Annotated in this window: 17 protein-coding genes and 1 pseudogene; 7 read left to right on the forward strand and 11 right to left on the reverse strand. The window is 54.3% G+C overall.

What is annotated here, in order from left to right; genetic code table 11:
* Positions 1-31 precede the first annotated feature (31 nt).
* Together V6942_RS08310 and V6942_RS08315 are read left to right on the forward strand one after the other, a co-directional pair.
* Positions 32-1,318, forward strand: coding sequence for a dicarboxylate/amino acid:cation symporter (locus V6942_RS08310; RefSeq protein WP_182929860.1), 1,287 nt, complete (start codon positions 32-34; stop codon positions 1,316-1,318).
* 227 nt (positions 1,319-1,545) lie between these two features.
* Positions 1,546-3,036: a M16 family metallopeptidase gene (locus tag V6942_RS08315; protein ID WP_182929861.1), complete on the forward strand. Its 1,491-nt coding sequence runs from the start codon at positions 1,546-1,548 to the stop codon at positions 3,034-3,036.
* A gap of 131 nt (positions 3,037-3,167) precedes the next feature.
* Here V6942_RS08315 and V6942_RS08320 read toward each other — a convergent pair whose 3' ends face one another.
* On the reverse strand, positions 3,168-4,097 hold the full coding sequence (locus V6942_RS08320) for a sugar kinase (protein ID WP_106925036.1): 930 nt from the start codon (positions 4,095-4,097) through the stop codon (positions 3,168-3,170).
* Positions 4,098-4,324: 227 nt separating this feature from the next.
* Here V6942_RS08320 and pdeH point away from each other — a divergent pair, with 227 nt between their 5' ends.
* The gene (pdeH, locus tag V6942_RS08325) at positions 4,325-5,098 is read left to right on the forward strand and encodes a cyclic-guanylate-specific phosphodiesterase (protein WP_106925037.1); all 774 of its coding nucleotides are present in this window, start codon (positions 4,325-4,327) and stop codon (positions 5,096-5,098) included.
* A 37-nt stretch (positions 5,099-5,135) separates the two neighbouring features.
* Here pdeH and V6942_RS08330 read toward each other — a convergent pair whose 3' ends face one another.
* From V6942_RS08330 to V6942_RS08340, 3 genes and pseudogenes are all read right to left on the reverse strand, one after another.
* Entirely contained in the window at positions 5,136-6,458 is a 1,323-nt protein-coding gene (locus V6942_RS08330; RefSeq protein ID WP_106925038.1) for an MFS transporter, read from the reverse strand.
* A 257-nt stretch (positions 6,459-6,715) separates the two neighbouring features.
* Positions 6,716-7,663, reverse strand: a pseudogene (gene yhjD, locus V6942_RS08335) (inner membrane protein YhjD); the annotation flags it as partial.
* Between the two features lie 185 nt (positions 7,664-7,848).
* Positions 7,849-8,748, reverse strand: a complete 900-nt coding sequence (locus tag V6942_RS08340; protein WP_106925039.1) for a LysR family transcriptional regulator — start codon at positions 8,746-8,748, stop codon at positions 7,849-7,851.
* A gap of 119 nt (positions 8,749-8,867) precedes the next feature.
* Here V6942_RS08340 and V6942_RS08345 point away from each other — a divergent pair, with 119 nt between their 5' ends.
* Both V6942_RS08345 and V6942_RS08350 read left to right on the forward strand, forming a co-directional pair.
* Positions 8,868-9,626 (forward strand): SDR family NAD(P)-dependent oxidoreductase, encoded by a 759-nt coding sequence (locus V6942_RS08345; protein WP_182966812.1) that lies wholly within the window; start codon positions 8,868-8,870, stop codon positions 9,624-9,626.
* A gap of 348 nt (positions 9,627-9,974) precedes the next feature.
* Positions 9,975-10,601, forward strand: coding sequence for a response regulator transcription factor (locus V6942_RS08350; RefSeq protein WP_333501091.1), 627 nt, complete (start codon positions 9,975-9,977; stop codon positions 10,599-10,601).
* On the opposite strand, the gene V6942_RS08355 is transcribed toward V6942_RS08350, so the two are convergent.
* Together V6942_RS08355 and V6942_RS08360 are read right to left on the reverse strand one after the other, a co-directional pair.
* Positions 10,578-11,021 carry a lysozyme gene (locus tag V6942_RS08355; protein WP_333501092.1) on the reverse strand — a complete coding sequence of 148 codons (444 nt, stop codon included), beginning with the start codon at positions 11,019-11,021 and terminating at the stop codon, positions 10,578-10,580. The two genes, V6942_RS08350 and V6942_RS08355, sit on opposite strands and share 24 nt — an antisense overlap.
* Positions 11,022-11,074: 53 nt before the next feature.
* A complete protein-coding gene (locus V6942_RS08360; protein WP_333501093.1) occupies positions 11,075-11,620 on the reverse strand; it encodes a GNAT family protein in 546 nt (181 codons plus the stop codon).
* 136 nt (positions 11,621-11,756) lie between these two features.
* On the opposite strand from V6942_RS08360, the gene V6942_RS08365 reads away from it, so the two are divergent.
* On the forward strand, positions 11,757-13,349 hold the full coding sequence (locus V6942_RS08365) for an STY4199 family HEPN domain-containing protein (RefSeq protein WP_182929865.1): 1,593 nt from the start codon (positions 11,757-11,759) through the stop codon (positions 13,347-13,349).
* Positions 13,350-13,381: 32 nt separating this feature from the next.
* Here V6942_RS08365 and V6942_RS08370 read toward each other — a convergent pair whose 3' ends face one another.
* The 5 genes from V6942_RS08370 to V6942_RS08390 all read right to left on the reverse strand — a co-directional run bounded on the left by V6942_RS08370 (position 13,382) and on the right by V6942_RS08390 (position 18,199).
* Positions 13,382-14,269 (reverse strand): bestrophin family protein, encoded by an 888-nt coding sequence (locus tag V6942_RS08370; RefSeq protein WP_106925045.1) that lies wholly within the window; start codon positions 14,267-14,269, stop codon positions 13,382-13,384.
* A gap of 4 nt (positions 14,270-14,273) precedes the next feature.
* The gene (locus tag V6942_RS08375; protein WP_106925046.1) at positions 14,274-14,693 is read right to left on the reverse strand and encodes a hypothetical protein; all 420 of its coding nucleotides are present in this window, start codon (positions 14,691-14,693) and stop codon (positions 14,274-14,276) included.
* Positions 14,694-14,748: 55 nt separating this feature from the next.
* The gene (locus tag V6942_RS08380; RefSeq protein WP_182929866.1) at positions 14,749-15,636 is read right to left on the reverse strand and encodes a LysR family transcriptional regulator; all 888 of its coding nucleotides are present in this window, start codon (positions 15,634-15,636) and stop codon (positions 14,749-14,751) included.
* A 399-nt stretch (positions 15,637-16,035) separates the two neighbouring features.
* Positions 16,036-17,121 (reverse strand): YncE family protein, encoded by a 1,086-nt coding sequence (locus V6942_RS08385; RefSeq protein WP_333501094.1) that lies wholly within the window; start codon positions 17,119-17,121, stop codon positions 16,036-16,038.
* A 133-nt stretch (positions 17,122-17,254) separates the two neighbouring features.
* Entirely contained in the window at positions 17,255-18,199 is a 945-nt protein-coding gene (locus tag V6942_RS08390) for a LysR family transcriptional regulator (RefSeq protein ID WP_333501095.1), read from the reverse strand.
* 118 nt (positions 18,200-18,317) lie between these two features.
* On the opposite strand from V6942_RS08390, the gene V6942_RS08395 reads away from it, so the two are divergent.
* On the forward strand, positions 18,318-19,058 hold the full coding sequence (locus V6942_RS08395) for a MipA/OmpV family protein (protein ID WP_106925050.1): 741 nt from the start codon (positions 18,318-18,320) through the stop codon (positions 19,056-19,058).
* The last annotated feature ends 14 nt before the right edge of the window (positions 19,059-19,072 follow it).

Raw genomic sequence — 19,072 nt, forward strand, 5'->3', positions numbered from 1 at the left:
TTTTCCTGTGTCTATAGCTTAAGGACATCCTATGAAAACCTCTTTCTTCAAAAGCCTCTATTTCCAGGTGCTGACCGCGATAGTGATCGGTGTGCTGCTCGGTCACTACTACCCGGAAATTGGCGCGCAAATGAAACCGCTCGGCGATGCCTTCGTCAAACTGATTAAAATGATTATCGCGCCGGTTATCTTTTGTACCGTGGTGACCGGGATCGCTGGCATGGAAAGCATGAAGGCGGTGGGCCGTACCGGTGCGGTGGCGCTGCTGTATTTTGAAGTGGTCAGTACTATTGCCCTGATTATTGGCCTGGTGATTGTTAACGTGATTCAGCCCGGCGCAGGCATGAATGTTGATCCGTCGACGTTGGATGCAAAAGCGGTGGCAATGTACGCGGAACAGGCGAAAGATCAGGGAATTATCGCTTTCCTGATGGACGTTATCCCGTCAAGCGTCATCGGCGCGTTTGCCAGCGGTAACATCCTGCAGGTGCTGCTGTTCGCGGTGATGTTTGGTTTTGCGCTGCACCGTCTGGGCAGTAAAGGTCAGCTGATTTTCAACGTGATTGAAAGCTTCTCACAGGTGATCTTCGGCATTATCAACATGATTATGCGCCTTGCGCCGATTGGTGCCTTCGGCGCCATGGCCTTCACCATCGGGAAGTACGGGGTGGGTACGCTGGTGCAACTGGGGCAGCTGATTATCTGTTTCTACATCACCTGTATCCTGTTTGTGGTCGTGGTACTGGGCTCTATTGCCCGGGCGACGGGCTTCAGCATTTTCAAATTTATCCGCTACATCAAAGAAGAGCTGCTGATTGTGCTGGGGACCTCGTCTTCGGAATCGGCGCTGCCGCGTATGCTCGATAAGATGGAGAAGCTGGGCTGCCGCAAGTCGGTGGTGGGGCTGGTTATTCCAACCGGCTATTCGTTTAACCTCGATGGCACTTCGATTTATCTGACGATGGCGGCGGTGTTTATCGCCCAGGCGACCAACAGCCACATGGATATCTTCCACCAGGTGACGCTGCTGGTGGTGCTGCTGTTGTCTTCAAAAGGCGCGGCGGGCGTTACCGGCAGCGGCTTTATCGTACTGGCGGCCACCATTTCGGCGGTAGGGCATTTGCCGGTGGCGGGTCTGGCGCTGATTCTGGGGATTGACCGCTTTATGTCTGAAGCGCGTGCGCTGACCAACCTGATTGGTAACGGCGTGGCGACCATCGTCGTTGCCAAGCGCGTGAAGCAGCTTGATGCGAAACAGATGGACGACGTGCTCAATAACCGTCCGACCGCGAACAAATCGCACGAATTATCCTCTTAATCCCTCCTGTTACGCCCGTACTCCCTTGCTGGAGTGCGGGCTCCTGCGCATAATTAGGCGGCGTCATTGATTGGCCGTGATAGCCTGGGGCTGTCGCGCATTTTATTTTTATCAGCCATGTGACGTTTTCGCGATCGTGTGGTCTAACTGACGTATTTACTTCATTATTTTAGGCAATCGCCGCGTGCGGTTGCCTTTGTAACCAGGAACGTTCATCAGGGGTTCACATGCAGGGCACAAAAATTCGACTTTTAGCCGGTGGTTTGCTGATGATGGCAGCAGCCAGCTATGTGCAGGCAGAAACGCTCCAGCCGGACCCGGCCTGGCAACAAGGTACGCTGCCTAACGGCTTCCAGTGGCAGGTTCTGGCCACGCCGCAGCGCCCGAGTGACCGTGTCGAAATCCGGCTCTCGGTTGATATTGGCTCGCTTAATGAAAGCGCGCAGCAAATTGGCTACAGCCACCTTATTCCTCGTATCGCGCTGACGCAAAGCGGCGGTTTGCCAACCATGCAGGCGCGTTCTCTGTGGCAGCAGAGCATTGACCCAAAGCGCCCGCTGCCGCCGGCGATTGTTTCGTATGATTACACCCGTTTTAACCTGAGCTTGCCTAACAGCCGCAGCGACCTGCAAAAAGAGGCGCTGAACTGGCTGTCCAGTTCGCTGGGTAAGCTCGAGATCGACCAGAAAACCGTCAGCTACGCGCTGGGCGTGCAGGATATGGTGGCAACCTGGCCGCAGGATACCAAAGAAGGCTGGTGGCGCTATCGCCTGAAAGGCTCCACCATGCTGGGGCACGATCCGGCTGAGCCGCTGAAAATGCCGGTGGATGCCAAACAGGTCGCGGAGTTTTACCAGAAATGGTACACCCCGGACGCGATGACGCTGATCGTGGTGGGTAACGTCGACAGCCGTGCAACCATCGAGCAAATCAGCAAAGCCTTCGGCGGGCTGAAGGGCAAACGCGAAACGCCGGCGGCCGTGCCGACGCTGTCACCGCTGCGCCCGGAAGCGGTCAGCATTATGACCAATGCCGTGCGCCAGGACCGTCTCTCGATTATGTGGGATGCGCCGTGGCAACCGATTCGTGAGTCGGCAGCGCTGCTGCGCTACTGGCGCGCAGACCTGGCCCGCGAGGCGCTGTTCTGGCACGTTCAGCAGAAGCTGAGCCGCACTAACATGAAGGATATCGGCCTCGGCTTTGACTGCCGCGTGCTGTACCTGCGTGCGCAGTGCGGTATTAATCTCGATTCTCCGGGTGAAAAACTGGAAGGCAATCTGGGGCTGGTGGCGCGCGAGCTGGCTGAGGTCCGTGAGAACGGCCTGCCGGAAGATGAGTTTGATGCGCTGGTGGCGCAGAAAAAGCTGGAGCTGCAAAAGCTGTTTACGACCTACGCGCGTATGGATACCGACGTGCTGATTAGCCAGCGTATGCGTTCGCTGCAAAATCAGGTGGTGGATATCGCGCCGGAGCAGTACCAGAAGCTGCGTCAGAGCTTCCTTGACTCGCTGACGCTGGAGATGCTGAATCAGGATCTTCGCCAGCAGCTGTCGCAGGATATGGCGCTGATTTTACAGCAGCCGACGGGTGAGCCCGAGTTCAATATGAAGGATCTACAGAGCACCTGGAACAAGATCATGCTGGCCATCAAACCGGAAGGCGGGGCGGTGACGGAGGATAGCCACCTGGATGTGACGGATATTCCGCCGGCGCAGTGAGCACGCGGTATCCCCTCACCCTAACCCTCTCCCCAAAGGGGAGAGGGAACCGAGCGTGCAAATTCCTGGCACTCCCTCCAGACGAAAAAAAACCTCTCCCAACCGGAAGAGGTTTTTTTATACCCGAAACCTTAAGCAGGCATCGCGTCGCGTGGAATAATCGCTCCGCGGTGCTGGATCACGGTACTCGCCGTCAGGTGACCGCGTTTTGCCGCCGCAGCGGCATCGCCGCCGGTCAGACGCACGGACAGGTAGCCCGCACTGAAGGAGTCGCCAGCGGCGGTGGTGTCGACGACTTTCTCTTTCGGCAGCTTAACTGCCGGGACATCGACCAGCGCTTCGCCCTTGATGGCGACCAGGCATGAATCTGCACCGCGTTTCACGACGACTTCACTCACCCCAGCGGCGTGCGTGCGGGCAATCACTTCTTCTACCGGCTTCTCGCCCCACAGCGCGTCTTCATCGTCGAGGGTCAGGAAAGCGATATCGGTGCATTGCAGCATCTGCTGGTAAACCTGCTGGGTCTCTTCTTTGCTAGCCCACAGACGCGGACGGTAGTTGTTGTCGAAGATAACCTTACCGCCGTTGGCGCGGCACTGTTTCAACAGCGCCAGCAGCTTGTCACGGCTGGACGGGCTGAGGATCGCCAGGCTGATGCCGCTCAGATACAGGTAGTCAAAGTTCGCCAGCTGCTCGCAGATAGCGGCAGACTGCTCGCTCTCCAGCCAGAATTTGGCGGCGGCTTCGTTACGCCAGTAGTAGAAGGTGCGCTCGCCGGTGTCATCGGTCTCGATGTAGTACAGGCCCGGCATACGGTCATTCATGCGTTGAATCAGGTCAGTTTTAACGTTTTCTGCCTGCCAGGCGTCCATCATCTGCTGGCTGAAAGTGTCGGTACCCAGCGCGGTGACGTAGCTGACGCTGAGTTCTGCAGGGGAGACCTGACGCGCAATATAGACGGACGTATTTAAGGTGTCGCCGCCAAAGCCGCGGTTAACTTGTGCGCCCTTCTCGGACAGTTCAATCATGCATTCGCCAATCACGGCAATTTTTTTAGACATAGTCATCAACCTGATTCGGTAAATTTTTCGTAGTGTGCGCTGTGGCTAATCGGTGGTCAACTATATTAAAACAACGTTCCATTATTTTTTTTGAGCTAGCGCGTATTACGACGTATTTGTCATCGTCTACGAAAAATAAAATGGCGACATTGAACATAAAGTTCTCAATCGGCACGCCGATAACCTAAACACCAGACCCTCTGACCCTCTATTCACAGGAAGCTTAAATGACGTTAAAGCAGGTGAGCCAGCGGGCGAGAGTTCCTGATGCGGAGCGAGAAAGCCTCGAGCAGCTGCGTTATTGGCAAGAGTGTGAGCGCGTCTATACCTACCAGCCTATCTACACCACCCAAGGCCGCCTGATGGCGATCGAAGTGCTAACGATAGTGACCCATCCCTCTCAACCGCAAAAGCGTATTGCCCCGGATCGTTACTTTGCCGCCGTCTCTATCGGCCAGCGGATCCACGTCATCAAAGAACAGGTGGCGATGCTGGCAAAAAAGAAACACTTTTTTGTGCAGAACAAGGTGCTGGCGTCGGTTAACGTCGACGCGCCGACGCTGTTGGAAATGCGCCAGGACAGGATCCTGAGAACGATGATTGAAACGCTGCCGTGGCTGCGTTTTGAGCTGGTTGAACATATGCCGCTGCCGCAGGACTCAACGGTTGCGTCGCTGTGCGAATTCGGCCCGCTGTGGCTGGATGACTTTGGTACCGGGATGGCGAACTTCTCGGCGCTCAATGAGGTGCGCTACGACTATATCAAGGTGGCGCGCGATCTGTTCATCATGCTGCGCAAAACCCCGGAAGGTCGCAAGTTGTTTATCCTGCTGCTGGAGCTGATGAACCGCTACTGCGAAGGCGTTATCGTTGAAGGCGTTGAAACACTGGAGGAGTGGCGAGAAGTTCAGCAATCGCCGGCGCATGCGGCACAGGGCTATTTTCTGTCCCGGCCGGTGCCGATGTCGACACTGGACACGCTGATGATTGATTTAGGATGACGCTGGCCCACGCCGTCGTAGGCCAGCGGAGAGGTGCCTACAGGGATTCGTGACGCGTTTCGTGCGTCAACAGCAGTGCGATTAAGGTCAGTGCCGCCATGGCGGCCAGATACACACCCACGTAGAACAATCCGTAGTTGCTTTGCAGCCAGGCCGCGATATACGGTGCCACGGATGCGCCCAGAATAGACGACACGTTGTAGGAGAAGGAGGCTCCGGTATAACGGACTTCTGTCGGGAACAGCTCCGGCAGCAGCGCCCCCATAGGACCAAAGGTCAGACCCATCAGACTCAAGCCCACCAGCAGATACAGCATAATCAGCGCCGGATTACCGGAGCCCAGCAGCGGCTGGAAGAGGCACAGGGCAAAGAGGATGATCAGGCTGGTGATGACGATCATGCTTGGGCGACGGCCAAATCGGTCCGCCAGCAGGCCTGCAATTGGCACCATCACGCCAAAACCAATCACCGCCAGCATCAGCATCCACAGAACTTCGTTACGCGGCAGCCCCAGACCGTTCGGTGCGGCAGCCGTACTGTAGGTCATTGAATAGACGGTCATAATATAGAACAGCGTATAGGTCGCCAGCATGATGAAGGTGCCGAGTACGGTCACGCGGACATGTTTGCTGAGCAGCGTGCCCATCGGCACTTTGACCTGTTTCCCGGCGGCGGCCACTTTGGCAAACACCGGCGTTTCGTGCAGCGATACGCGTACGTACAGGCCGATGAGCACCAGCACCGCAGAGAAGATAAACGGCACGCGCCAGCCCCAGGACATGAACTGCTCGTCGGTCAGCAGCCATGAAAGCAGCAGGAAGGTCCCGTTGGCGAAGAAGAAGCCGATTGGCGCACCCAGTTGAGGGAATGAGCCGTATAGTGCGCGCTTACGCGCCGGGGCATTTTCGGTGGCCAGCAGCGCCGCGCCGCCCCATTCACCGCCCAGCCCCAGGCCCTGACCAAAACGCGCCAGCGCCAGCAGTACCGGTGCCAGGATGCCGATGGTTTCATAACTCGGCAGCAGGCCGATCGCCACGGTTGAAATGCCCATGGTCAGCAGCGAGGCAACCAGCGTGACTTTACGCCCCACGCGATCGCCGAAATGGCCGAATAGCGCGGAGCCAATAGGGCGAGCGACGAAGGCGATAGCGAACGTTGCCAGCGATTGCAGCGTTGCCGCCGTCGGATCGCCCTGCGGGAAGAAGATATGGGGGAATACGATTACCGCTGCGGTAGCGTAGATATAGAAGTCGAAGAACTCAATGGCAGTGCCGATGAGTGAAGCGACGACGACCTTATTACGCGAGTTAACCGGTACGGTGGCCTGTTCGTTGTCGAGTGTTGTGCTGGTCATAGTGATTTCTAATATTTATAGCGAACGAAAGGCCATATTAGACATAGCAAAAGCGACATTTCAATCTGTAACAGGATTGTAAAATGGCGTATAACGGGCGAAAAAGTGGATAATTTTTATACCGGGAATTTAGCATCCATGAAATGCTTCACATTTTTTATAACTTGGATGATAAAACTGGTTTTTGGTTAAATAAAAGTTACTAACTGGATTTATATGCTAAAACGAAGCGCTGGACTGAAATTTTCAGCCCAGCGGCGCCGTTAACGCTGGGGTTTTCCCGGCATGCGCGGGTCGTCTTTGTATTCGGCGGTGGCAATCCATGCGGCGCAGAATAAGGTCAGGCGGGCGAAGAAGTAGAAGAAGGCCATCAGCCCCAGTACCGAGCCAAACGCCGCGCCGGAGGGGGATTTCACCAGCGTCGGCAGCGTCCAGGTCATGATGATTTTAATCACCTCAAAGCCGATGGCGGCGATAAAGGTGCCGCGAAGCAGCGCTTTTTTTCGCGGCCGATGGCGCGGCAGACGCCAGAAAATCCAGAAGAACAGCAGGTAGTTGGCGAAAATAGAGATGGCCAGGCCAATCAGTCGCCAGGCAGGCTTAAGCCACTCGATGCTGTCGAGATACAGCGCAGAGATAATCATCTGCTGGGCGGATCCGGCGACGGAGGTAATCGACAGCGTGACGATCAGCGCAATCAGCAGACCAATCAGCGAAATAAAGTCGCGCACGTATTTAAGCCAAATCGCTTCCTGATCCTGCGGCGTACGCTCCCAGACGTCGCGCGACTGCGCGCGGATAGCTTCGCGCAGGTTGCCCATCCAGTTAATGCCCGAATAAAGGGCAATGCCCAGCCCGACCAGCCCGACGGTTGTGCGCTGCTGTACGGCGGTGTTGATCGTGCTTTTTAACGTAGCCGCCATCGTCGGATCGCTCACGTTGTTGAGGATCTTATCGAAGATATCCTGCAACAGCGTCGGGTGCGAGGCGAGGATAAAACCGGCAGCGGCAAACGACACCATCAGAATCGGAATCATCGATAGGAACGAGAAGTAGGTGATTGCCGCGCCAAACTGGTTGCCCATGCGGTCATTAAAGCGCTCGGCGGCGCGGAGCAGGTGGGCGATAACCGGGTTGCGCTGAACTTTTTGCGCCGTGCTGGTGACGGTATCCAGCGCTTTGCTGGCCTTTTGCTGTAGACGTTTGTCGTTGTTTTCCGACGTCATCAGGAAGAATGTCCTTTTTATTGCGTTTACTTAAGTATAGAGGGTTCCCCGACGTCGGTGCGTGCACGGCTCGTTCGGCTCGCCTGGTGGCGCTTCGCTTATCATGCCTACGCTGGCGCATTACGGGGTTGTAGACCGGATAAGGCGTTTACGCCGCCATCCGGAAAAGCTCAATCAACATAGTCTCGCAGCACCTCGGTTAACCATTCCATTAACAGATGTACCCGGCGCGACAAATTGCGGCGGTGCGGGTAGAGCAGCGATACGGGCATTGGCTCTGCCCGATACTGCGGTAGTATCTCGATCAGCTTACCGCCGTGCAGCGCCTCGCGTACGCCGACGCGCGGTACCTGGATAATCCCCAGCCCCGCCAGGCAGGCGGCATGATAGGTCTCGGTGCTGTTCACCGTCAGTACGCCGCCGGTTTTGACCCACTGGCTGCCGTTATCTCTTGCCACTTCAAAGCCCTGCGGCCGCACGCCGAGATTTACCGCATAGTGTACCAGCGCATGGCTACTGAGATCTTCCAGTGATTCAGGATACCCGAAGCGGGCAAGGTACGACGGGCTGGCGCAGTTAATGACGGTGAGTTTTCCCAGCGGGCGGGCGATAAGCCCGGAGTCTTTCAGCGCTCCGACGCGCACCACGCAGTCAAAACCTTCACGGATGACATCCACCAGGCGATCGCTGCTGCTGAGCTCCAGCTCAATGCCCGGATAGTGCTGTAAAAAATCTGGCAGCCGGGGGATGACGACGTTGCGCGCAATGGCAACCGGCATATCCACCCGCAGACGTCCGCTAACGCTGCTGGGGTCGGTCTGGAACAGGCTGTCCAGCTCCTCCAGGTTGCTCAACAGATCTTTGGCGCGCTCAAAGTAGACCATACCGTCCTGGGTCAGCAGCACACGCCGGGTGGTGCGGTGCAGCAGGCGGCTGCCCAGATGGTTTTCCAGCGCCTGAATCTGCCGCGATACGCTACCTTTAGGAAGGCCCAGGGTCTCTGCCGCGCGTGAAAAACTCTCCAGCTCTGCCACGCGGATGAACAGCTGCATTGCGTGAATTTTATCCATCAGGATGACCTATTGTTGTCGTAATTGAGACAGTGAAGCGCAATTTTGGGCATTTATTGTTTTTTTATCACCTAATAAGCTTGTTCTCAACGTACACACCACCTGAAATGAGGTTTCCTATGAACCAGCGTATTGCGATTGTGACCGGCGGCAGCCGCGGATTGGGAAAAAATGCGGTGCTGAAGCTCGCCGCACAGGGCACGGATATTATTTTTACCTACCACAGCCAGCGCGATGCTGCGCTACAGGTCGTCGCCGAAGTGGAGCAAATGGGCGCGAAAGCGGCGGCATTACAGCTGAACGTCAGCGATACCGCAGACTTTTCTCGCTTTGCCCAACAGGTTAAAGAACAGCTCCGGCAGGTATGGGGACGCGAGACGTTTGATTATTTAGTGAACAACGCCGGTATCGGCCTGTACGCCCCGTTTGCCGAGACGTCGGAAGCCATGTTTGATGAGTTGATGAACATCCACTTTAAGGGGCCGTTTTTCCTGACTCAGCAGCTGCTACCGCTGATGGCCGACGGTGGGCGAATTCTTAACGTTTCGACCGGCCTGGCGCGCTTTGCTCTGCCGGGGTATGCGGCCTATGCGTCGATGAAAGGGGCGATGGAGGTACTGACCCGCTATCAGGCGAAAGAGTTGGGCGCGCGCGGAATCTCGGTGAACAGTATCGCGCCGGGCGCGATTGAAACCGACTTCGGCGGCGGGCGTCTGCGTGATAACGAAGAACTCAACAAATACGTCGCCTCGCAAACGGCGCTGGGACGCGCCGGTTTGCCGGATGATATTGGTGGTGCAATTGCCGCGCTGTTGAGCGATAACCTACGCTGGATGACCGCGCAGCGGATTGAAGTTTCGGGCGGCATGTTCCTGTAAACGGTCACAGGCCCTGTTATCGGGCTAGCTGAACGAATTGTGCTGAAATAAGTCTGAAACCGGATTTATTTCAGCCTCCGGCTTTTATTTGCCCGGCTACTCGCTATATTCCTCAAAATTAATATTCATTCCTTGCCCTTGCCTTAATCTTTTCCTTAATTCAGATGTAATGAGCTATATGAATGTATGCTTGCAAAGCAAGGGTTGTAAGCATTCATAATCGTAATGTTTAGATTACTCAATATCTACGTAGAATGCCCCAGGCCAAACGGCGAGTTCTTATTTTATACCGCGAGGATTACTCTTTCGGCCAATAAGACGCGTTGATTTTTCTATGGGGAAAGCGTTATGCAGGTAGTCATGTTTGACAGGCAGTCAATATTTATTCATGGAATGAAAGTTAGCTTACAGGAACATATTCCGGGAATTGATATTTTCGCCGTCAGCCAGGCCGATGACCTGTGGCGGCAACTGCTGCAGAATCCGGATGCGCTGCTCATCCTTGACGGCGAGATAGACCACGATTTCTGTCAGTGGCTGTTAAAAGAGAAGTTCCAGCAGTTTCCGGAATCGAAAGGCATCATCATTGTTAATGAATACCGCCAGGCATGGCTCAGCAATATGCTGGCGTTGAATGTGCAGGCTATTATTCCGCGCGACGCCAGCGTGGAAGTGTTTGTGCAGACGATAAAAAGCGTGCTGCGCGGCTTAATTTGCCTGCCGGGCGACTGGCAGGTGAATGAAGAACAAACCCGGCAGGGGCTATATCATTTAAGCCAGCGCCAGCGGGAAATATTAATTTTGCTGGCGAACGGTGAAACCAATAAACAGATTAGCCGAACCCTGAATATCAGCGCCGGTACGGTAAAAGCGCATCTTGAGTCGCTATACCGCCGGCTGGATGTGAAAAACCGCACCCAGGCGGCGATGATGCTCAACCATTGTCAGGATTTACCACCGGGCTGTCTGGAATAACACAGCTTCAGCCTGGCGCTGTACAGCCAGGCTGGTTTTCCGCTCGCCTTCTTGCTGCCAGGCTACCCGCGCCGCGTGAAAATCCCGTCGCTGGATAGCCTGTACGATGGCCGAACGCACGATGCCTTCTGGCCCGAGGCTGAAGGCCAGCGACAGCAGCGCATCGAACTGATGCTGCGCCAGCGGCGCGTCGATGCACTGGCAAAGCCGCTGCCGATAGGCTTCCACATCCTGCAGGAACAGCGCTTCGGCCTGCGAGCAGGTTAAGCGTGTGTCGAAACGCTCCTGGTCGCGAATAAGATGCCCGTAGCCGATCAGCCATATCCCTTCCGCGTCCCGATACTTTTCCAGCGAAAGTCCCTGAAAGCGCTTAATCAATGCCAGCCCCTGTGCGCTGGGCGTGGTGATGCCTGTGAACATGAAGCCCTCTCTTCTGGTGAAGAAAGGAGTGTAAAAGAGTCGTGCGCCCCCGACTATTGGCCGGATGACGGTGAACTATCATATTCGTGACTGAGTAGGCCAAACAGCCAGTCGTTGCGCCACTCACCGGCAAGGAAATAGCTTTCTCGTAGCTCGCCCTCCAGACGGAAACCAAGCCTTTCCAGCGTGCGGCGGGAGGCGATATTGCCCGCCGTCACCGTGGCGGTCAGGCGGCGTATACCGCCCGTACTGAAAGCGAAATCGCACACCGCGCGCAGCGATTCGCTGCCGTAGCCTTTGCCCTGCGCGACCGGTGCAAATAAAAAGCCGACTTCTGCGCAGTCGACGTCGCGATGGATATAGCCGGTAATGCCCAGCGGCTTGTTCTGCGCGTCGCGCACCAGCAGACACAGCCAGTGCGTATCGCCGGGGGACCAGTGGGGCAGTCGGGCGTCAAAGGCGGCGCGGATCTCCTGCTCGCGGCGATCGTCTGCCACGAAGCGCATCACCTGACGGTCCTGCTGCAGAGAGAGGAAGAAAGGCCAGTCGCTGTCGACAAGCGGAGTGCAGACTAATCGTTTCGTGGTGAGCGCGGTCATAATTTCACATTCTCATGGAGGGGGCAGGACTGCTAATTTGCCTGATTTGGTCTATGGTGTAACGACAAAAATAACAAAAAAAAAACATATTAATCCAAAGGCGAAATGGCCTTGCTGTTGGTTAAGGAACGTGAAGATGTCGACGTCATCGCGTCAGGTTGCTCAGCACTTCGAACATTGCTTGAGCATCATTCGTCAGGCCTCCATTGAAATACTCACACTGCTTAAGCTTCGCGTGACGGAAGGCAAAGATCCCCGCTGGTTTCTGGAACAGTTAGACCAGGCACGGATGAACCTTGGCGGCTGGGGCGCGGTGGCCCGACAGCTGCGTATTAACGACAGCCAGCTGAGCGAATTTATGCTGCAACTTCGCCATCTGCAACAGGGCATTCCCTCCTACGAACACGGGCAGGGGGCCACGGAAAATCAGCTGATTGCCGCGCTGCGTTTTGTCGTGACGTTAGAGCACATCAAACGGCAGCAGCCGCTGCTGATGTATAACACGGGCTATGACGACGATGCCGAACAGCTTCAGGAACATGCGCTGCGCCAGATTCGTACTATCGAGCTGACGCTGCGCGGCCTGGTGGTTCAGGCCTGGCCCGACGAAGCGCATTTGCACAATGCGTTAAAGTCGCTGTTTGGCCCGCAGGCCTGCGCCCGCTGGTCCTCTCGTAGCCCGTCGGGCGAGAGCCTGGGCGGCATGACTTTCGGTGAGGTGGCGCTGCTGATTGTCGATAAAAAGGTGTTCTCTCGCCATTACGCCGCGCTGTTTAACTATGCGACGGCGCTGACTTTTCTGGTTGAGCAGCGCGTAACGCTGCATCTGTTTCTTGATGATATCCGCCGCATGCGCAATTCTGCGCTGGCCCGTCATTCGCTGAGTGAAATGGAATGCCTGCTGTTGGATCTTTATGCCCAGCAGATCACCGCGCCGGTGCAGCGAGCCTATGAACAGGGGCGCATCCGCGTTAACCCGACAAGTTTAATGGCTGCCGGTGGCGGTGAGGTTCAGCAATTCTGGGCTCGGGCGCAGGACTACGTACACGCTTATGGGCCGGATACGCGGCCGATCCCAGACAGTATTGAGCGCGAGTTACACCAGCCGCGACGGCATTCTGATGTGCGTGAACGGATGATCGCGGTGACGCTGTGGTGTGCAGTGGGGGTCACGGTGCTGGGAATGACGCTGGGGGCGATTGGGTTGCTGACGGCGTTGCCGGAACCGGAGCCAACGCAGCCGCTAGCGGTCGCCAGCGCAGCGATCGTCGCCGAGCCGCTCGCAGCGGTCTCTCCTCGGGAAATACTGGCCCGCCGCGGTATTCTCTGGGACAGCAACGCCCTGCGTTCGGCTATCGATAGCAACAATATCGAAGTGGCCGAACTGTTTTTACGCGGCGGCATGAACTGGCAGGTGTCATGGACCGAGCTGGCCATGTCCGCAGGGCACGAGACAGTGCTGAATTTGCTGCTGCGTTATCGGCGCCAGATGAATGAGCCGAAGCCGTGTCGACGCTTTATCAACACGCTGACCCACGAGCTGTCTCAGGGCGCGCCGCTGAATACGGTACGAAAATCCTATCTGCAGGCTTTTTGCACCACGCCGGCGGTAGTGGCCCGCCAGCGGCTGGCAGTGGATAACGCGCAGCGACGTAGCAAGGCGACGGGCGATGCCGAGAGTAAAAAATGGCTGAGGATACAGAAGGCGATTTACGAGGTCATTCGTTAACCGGAGTTACGCGACGTCGTCGCGTAACGCACTTACAGCAGGCGATAGTTTGCGTCCGGTTTCATTTTCGGCGGGATGAGTCCGTCATGCAGCATCTCCCGCAGATCTATCTCGATGGCATTACAAATGGCGCTGAGCGGCAGATCGTTATCTTCGGTACCGAAAGGGTCCTCCAGCTCGGTGGCAATTGCGTCGAGCGCCAGCAGCGCGTAGGTAGTGAAGATGGAGAATAGCAGCGTCAAAAAACCGAAGTCATGAATCAGCAGCAGCGGATAGATCGCGCAGAAGATGCCTATCGTACGATGCAGAAGCAGCGAATACGCGTAGGGGATTGGCGTGTTGCTAATGCGCTCGCAGCCGCCCTGAATGGTCCCCATCTGATTGAGATAGTGGTTAAAGTTGCGGTACACCAGTTCGTTTGGCCGGTGCTGATAAAGCCATAGCCCGATATTTTGCAGTAGCGCGTTGCAGGGGGTGGTGAGCTGCTGATAGCCCAGCATGCGGGAAACCGGCACCGGGCCGTGGCGCAGCCTGGACTTTAGCGTGATGCAGTAAGTCACGACCAAATCCAGCAGTTCTTTCTTATCCTTCGTACTTGCCGTCGTGGTATTGATTGCTTCCCGCATCAGCGAGCGGCTGACGATCAGCAGGTCGCCCCACAGTTTACGGGCTTCCCAGTAACGCAGCCACGCGGTGTTGTTGCGAAATCCAAGAAACACTGAGATGGATATTGAGATGCCGATAAAATAGAACGAGCTTTCTTTGGCAATAATGCCGTGCAGATGCAGCAGCGGCAGTAAGTACAGATAGGCAATATTGAGTACGATAAAGAAACAAAGCTGCGGAGCGATTTTTCTCATGATGGAACCGCGCCATGAGAACAGTTTGCGCAACCAGCTTTGCTCCGGCCTGACGATCATGGTTTTATGCCTTCTCGGGTGATAGCGCTAAAATGGTGTCGTACACTACCTGAAGGCGTTCCAGATAGTGCTCGAAGACCTTCACTTTATCCTGTACCGGGATATGCCGATCGAGATGACCGTGGACGTCAATGCAGGCCGGCTGCAAATCGATGCGTCCCAGCTCCTCGGATTCCACTTCGAACCGAATCTGAATTTCACCAAAAACGCGTGAACGAATGATATTGATGTTCACGCCGTTAAAGACATTTACGCACAGGCGGCCTTTTTCGCTGGGCTGAATATGATGATGGTATACCCGGCCGGTTGCGGTGATTTGAGTGATAAGCTCCATGGAATAGGTATTCCAGTATTTATCCATTTTAATTTGCTGGTTGAAAATCAGTAGCGATTTTTCTTCCAAAGAGAGAGAGGTTGTTGTCATTTTTGTTACTTATTCAATTTGATGGGTGGAATATGTGATGCAGTGGCATCGATTTTTATATGACGTTATGAATAACGTCATATTGGGTGATAAAGTTAATATAGTCGCGTAGTACTGCGGGATTATGCGTTTTGCTCTGATAAATCATCCACAGATCTATTTTTTGCACAGCCCATTGTGGCAATAACGTGACCAGTTGGCCACTTTGCAAATAAGGCTTAATAATATACTCCGGGAGGATAGCGATGCCGGTTCCCTGAAGCGCCTGCTGCAGAATGTAGGTCAGGTTGTCGCTGGTATGCCGTAGCGGCATGATGAGCTCATAGGATTCATCGTTCCGGAACAGCGAGATGCTTTTCCAGGTACGATGGGTAATGAGATCGCCGCGTTGAAGCGCTTCCGGACGCGAGATATCGCGCTGCGCCAGATACGCTGGCGTACAGACAATGAAGCGGCTAAAGGTCCCAAGGTGGCGCCCAATACAGGTATCATCCGATGGCTTACCGATTCGGTAGGCAACGTCAAATTCACCCCCAACCGAGCCGTAAAAGGAGTCGGCGGTAATCAGCTGAAGCTCAATATCCGAGTGCGTCTGCAAAAACTGATGGTGTACTGCGGGTAAAATGCTGGCCATAAATCCAGGTGGCGCAATGATTTTCAGCTTCCCGCCCGTTCGCTTTTGCAGCGCCTGTACCGTTTTATCACCGCGGATGCTGGCATCTACAACCTCATGGCAGTAGGCCAGATAGCGCTCGCCGTCCGCGGTGAGTGAAATCTTACGAGTGGTGCGATTGAGCAGACGCAGATTGAGATACTCCTCAAGGGCGCTGATTCTCTGGCTGATACGTGATTTGGTCATGCCCAGTTCAGCGGCGGTCTTGGTAAATGAACCGTTTTTTACCAGCAGCGCAAAAAGCGCCATATCCTGAACGTGCTTGAGCATAACCTGACCTTAATGTATGACAGCGCGAAATTATACGTAGGGGTAATATCCCTGTATATACCGTATTGTTTAATTCAGAAAGTTGAATTGTTTAATTTTCTGCGCTCACAAAATAACATACTTCGGATATGGATAGGGTGGGTATGTAGTATAAAAAATAAAGTAGTAGATGAGTGCTCATTATGGGTTATAAATATAATCATTGGTGGTTATATTTTTTTAAATTTATGATTAATCGCAGCGGTAGGAATAAGAAAATAGTATAAAAAAAAAGTGGTTAATTGTCCTGCGGGTAAAAAACTGCATTATTCTCAGGGTTAGGTGGGGACAGCGGTGATAAACGGCGGTGAGGATACCGAGGGCGGAAAACCTGCACGCCTGATGACGTGCAGGTTAGGGTTAATCCAGAGCGATCCGCACGATGCTATCCGGCCCTTTCGTTGAGTGATCTTTGTTGAAATCCTGCTTAAGCGTCACGTACAGCGCGCTGCCGTCGTCTGAAAGCAGCAGGCTATTCGGGCGCGTAGCGAAATCCCAGCTCTGCTTCACGCTATAGTCGGTAGCATCCAGACGCAGAACCTTTTTCGCCTCGCGCTGGCTGATGAAAATCGCGTTGCGTTTCGCATCGAACTTAATACCGAGCGCATCGCCGGCAATACGCTTAATGACTTTGCCTGTGCGCTCATCAAAGACCAGCGTCGTTTTACCCTGCGAATCGTCGGTCACGAACAAACGGCCGGTTTTGGGGTCTTCCGCCATATTCAGCAGCAGGTACTCTTTGCCATCGCCCGGCGTCCAGCGCTGTTCAATCTTGTTGTTTTGCGGGTTAATAACCAGCACTTCGCCGCTGCCGTTGGTTGCATAAATGCGCTGGGTGACCGGTGAGAAAATAATACCGGTAACCCATTTACCTGCATTATCAATAGTGGCTTTCAGGGTCATGGTTTTGGCATCGACGACCGAAATAGAACCCGGATCGGCCACGCGGCCAATGAACAACATACCCTTATGGAACAGAACTTCACGCGCCCCGGCCGGATGACCCTCTTTCCCTTTGCCGCCGAGGATCAGACGCTGGAGCACTTTACCGCTTTTAGCGTCCACTTTTGACACACCGCCGTCCAGTGAATTGGTTACGTAGAACGTTTTGCCGTCATCATCGACCGCCATGCCGAAATTCTTGAGGTCGGTGTGAGTTATGCCGGTGGTTGCGAGGGTGGTCGGGTCCAGACGATAAATCACGCCGCCGTTGGTCTCTTTAAAGCTCTGGGCGCTGGCTACGTAAAGCGCGTGGTCTGCCGGGAATAGCGCCATTTCATACAGGCCATCGCCCAGTTCACGCTGTGTGACAGAAGACGTCGTTTTTAGCGTGCCAGCAGTGTTGCCAGGCTGCGTATTTTCGGCGGCTACGGGCAGGGCGGGCACGGTAAAAGCGGTGATGAGCGCGGCGCAGAGCACCGTTTTACGCAGACTGAACGATACCATTCTCAACTCCATCATAAGATAAGCGTTTCCCGAAACTGAGGTCGGGATAGTTTTAATAAGAATGAGAATAGTAATCATTTATATGAAATGAGCAAACTTTTGCTGCGTTTGCCGAGGTGTTTTTTTGCTGACGCTAGGGCTGCTGGGTTTGCGCCACCTGACGGCGAAGCTCAGCCAACACCTCATCCAGGATGTACTGTACTCGCCAGGGCTGGTACTCACGCTTGCGGTAGATGACCACCAGGTCCAGCCACCATTCATACTGTTGGGCAAAGCAGGGTGCGAGACGACCGGATTCGATATCGGCCTGTACGCTACTCTTTGGCGCAAAGACGATCCCCAGATCGTTACGCGCCAATTCAAGCGCTGACTGGGTATTGTCGCAAATGTAGTTACCCTCAACGCGAAAATCACGGTATGCCTCGCTGCCGGCTAGCCCAAAGCGCCAGATATTGGCCTCGTCGATCATCATGGAATCCATCAGAATACAGGAGTGCTGTGCCAACTCGTCCGGCGAACTCATTGGATATTGTGTCAGATAGCGAGGGCTGGCATACGCGCTGAGGACATATTTGGTGATATAGTTGGCGACCAGCGATTCATTTTTAGGCTGTACGCAGGAAATCAAAATATCACAATCATCAGGAAAATCAGAGCCCTCATATAAAGACTTTCGTTCCAGGTTAAATGTTTTTAAATATAAATTAATATTGCCGATATCTTTTATTTTATTGACAACGTTACGAGCCAGGTAAGCGTTAATCATCGTCGGTGCATAAACCGTGACCCGACCTTTTTTTTCATGCTTATAGTCAGCGATGAAATTATTTAGCTGGGTTTCTTTTTCCAGCAGTTCGTTGACATAGGGGATCAGCGCCTCGCCAAAACGGGTTAGCGACAGTTTACGGGAACTGCGTTCAAAAATCTTCAGGCCAATTTTAGATTCTACATCAGCGAGATACTTGCTTACGTTGCCCTGGGCCATGCCCAGCGCAGTGGCGGCGTGGCTGACGTTCTCGCTGGCAGCAATCACCGATATTATTTTTAATTCTTGCGGCTTAATCTGGAGTTTCTTCATTGCCTGGCTCTATATATAAATTGATATAGTTCTATATAAATATTGCGATTGCAGCAATATAAATACAAATATTATCATATTTTCTATCAGGATATGATAGTAGGTTGGAAGAACGGGAATGTCAATTAAGCACAGCGCGCTGCTACTTTTGTTAGCGCCATTTATGTCCAATGTTGTGGCATCAGAATTATCCGTTGGTGCCGGAGTTATTTATAATGAATCACCCTGGCGTGGATATAATGAAAATACCCATGCGGTGCCTATCGTAAATTATGAAGGTGATTCTTTTTATATTCGGCAGACCACATTAGGCTACGCGCTCTTTAAAACCCCACGTGATGAAGTCAGCCTGACCGCTTCCTGGATGCCGCTTACCTTTGACCCGTCGGATAACGACGATAGCGCCATGAAGCAGCTGGATAAGCGTCACAGTACCGCCATGGCGGGCATGGCATGGTATCACCATGAAAAGTGGGGCAGCCTGAAGCTGTCGGCGGCGGCGGATGTTCTGGACAACAGCGATGGCTGGGTTGGCGAGCTGTCCTGGTTCCGCGTATTGCCGGTGGGCAAGCTGTCGGTGATTCCCGCGGCGGGTGTCTATTATTACGATGACCGCTTTAACCGCTACTACTATGGCGTGTCGGGCGCAGAGTCCCGGCGTAGCGGCTTAGCGACGTGGTCGCCAGCGGAGAGCTGGATGCCGTACGTAGGCCTGACGGTGAAATATCCGCTGACCCGTAGCCTGATTCTGATGGCGAATGCGACCTATAGCGTGCTGCCCAATGAAATTAAAAACAGCCCGATGGTCGACCGCGATGACAGCTTTACTCTGTTGACCGGCATCAACTGGCGGTTCTGATTGCCGGATGGCGG

The organism is Kluyvera genomosp. 2 (assembly GCF_036759865.1).
GTDB classification, from domain to species: domain Bacteria; phylum Pseudomonadota; class Gammaproteobacteria; order Enterobacterales; family Enterobacteriaceae; genus Kluyvera; species Kluyvera ascorbata_B.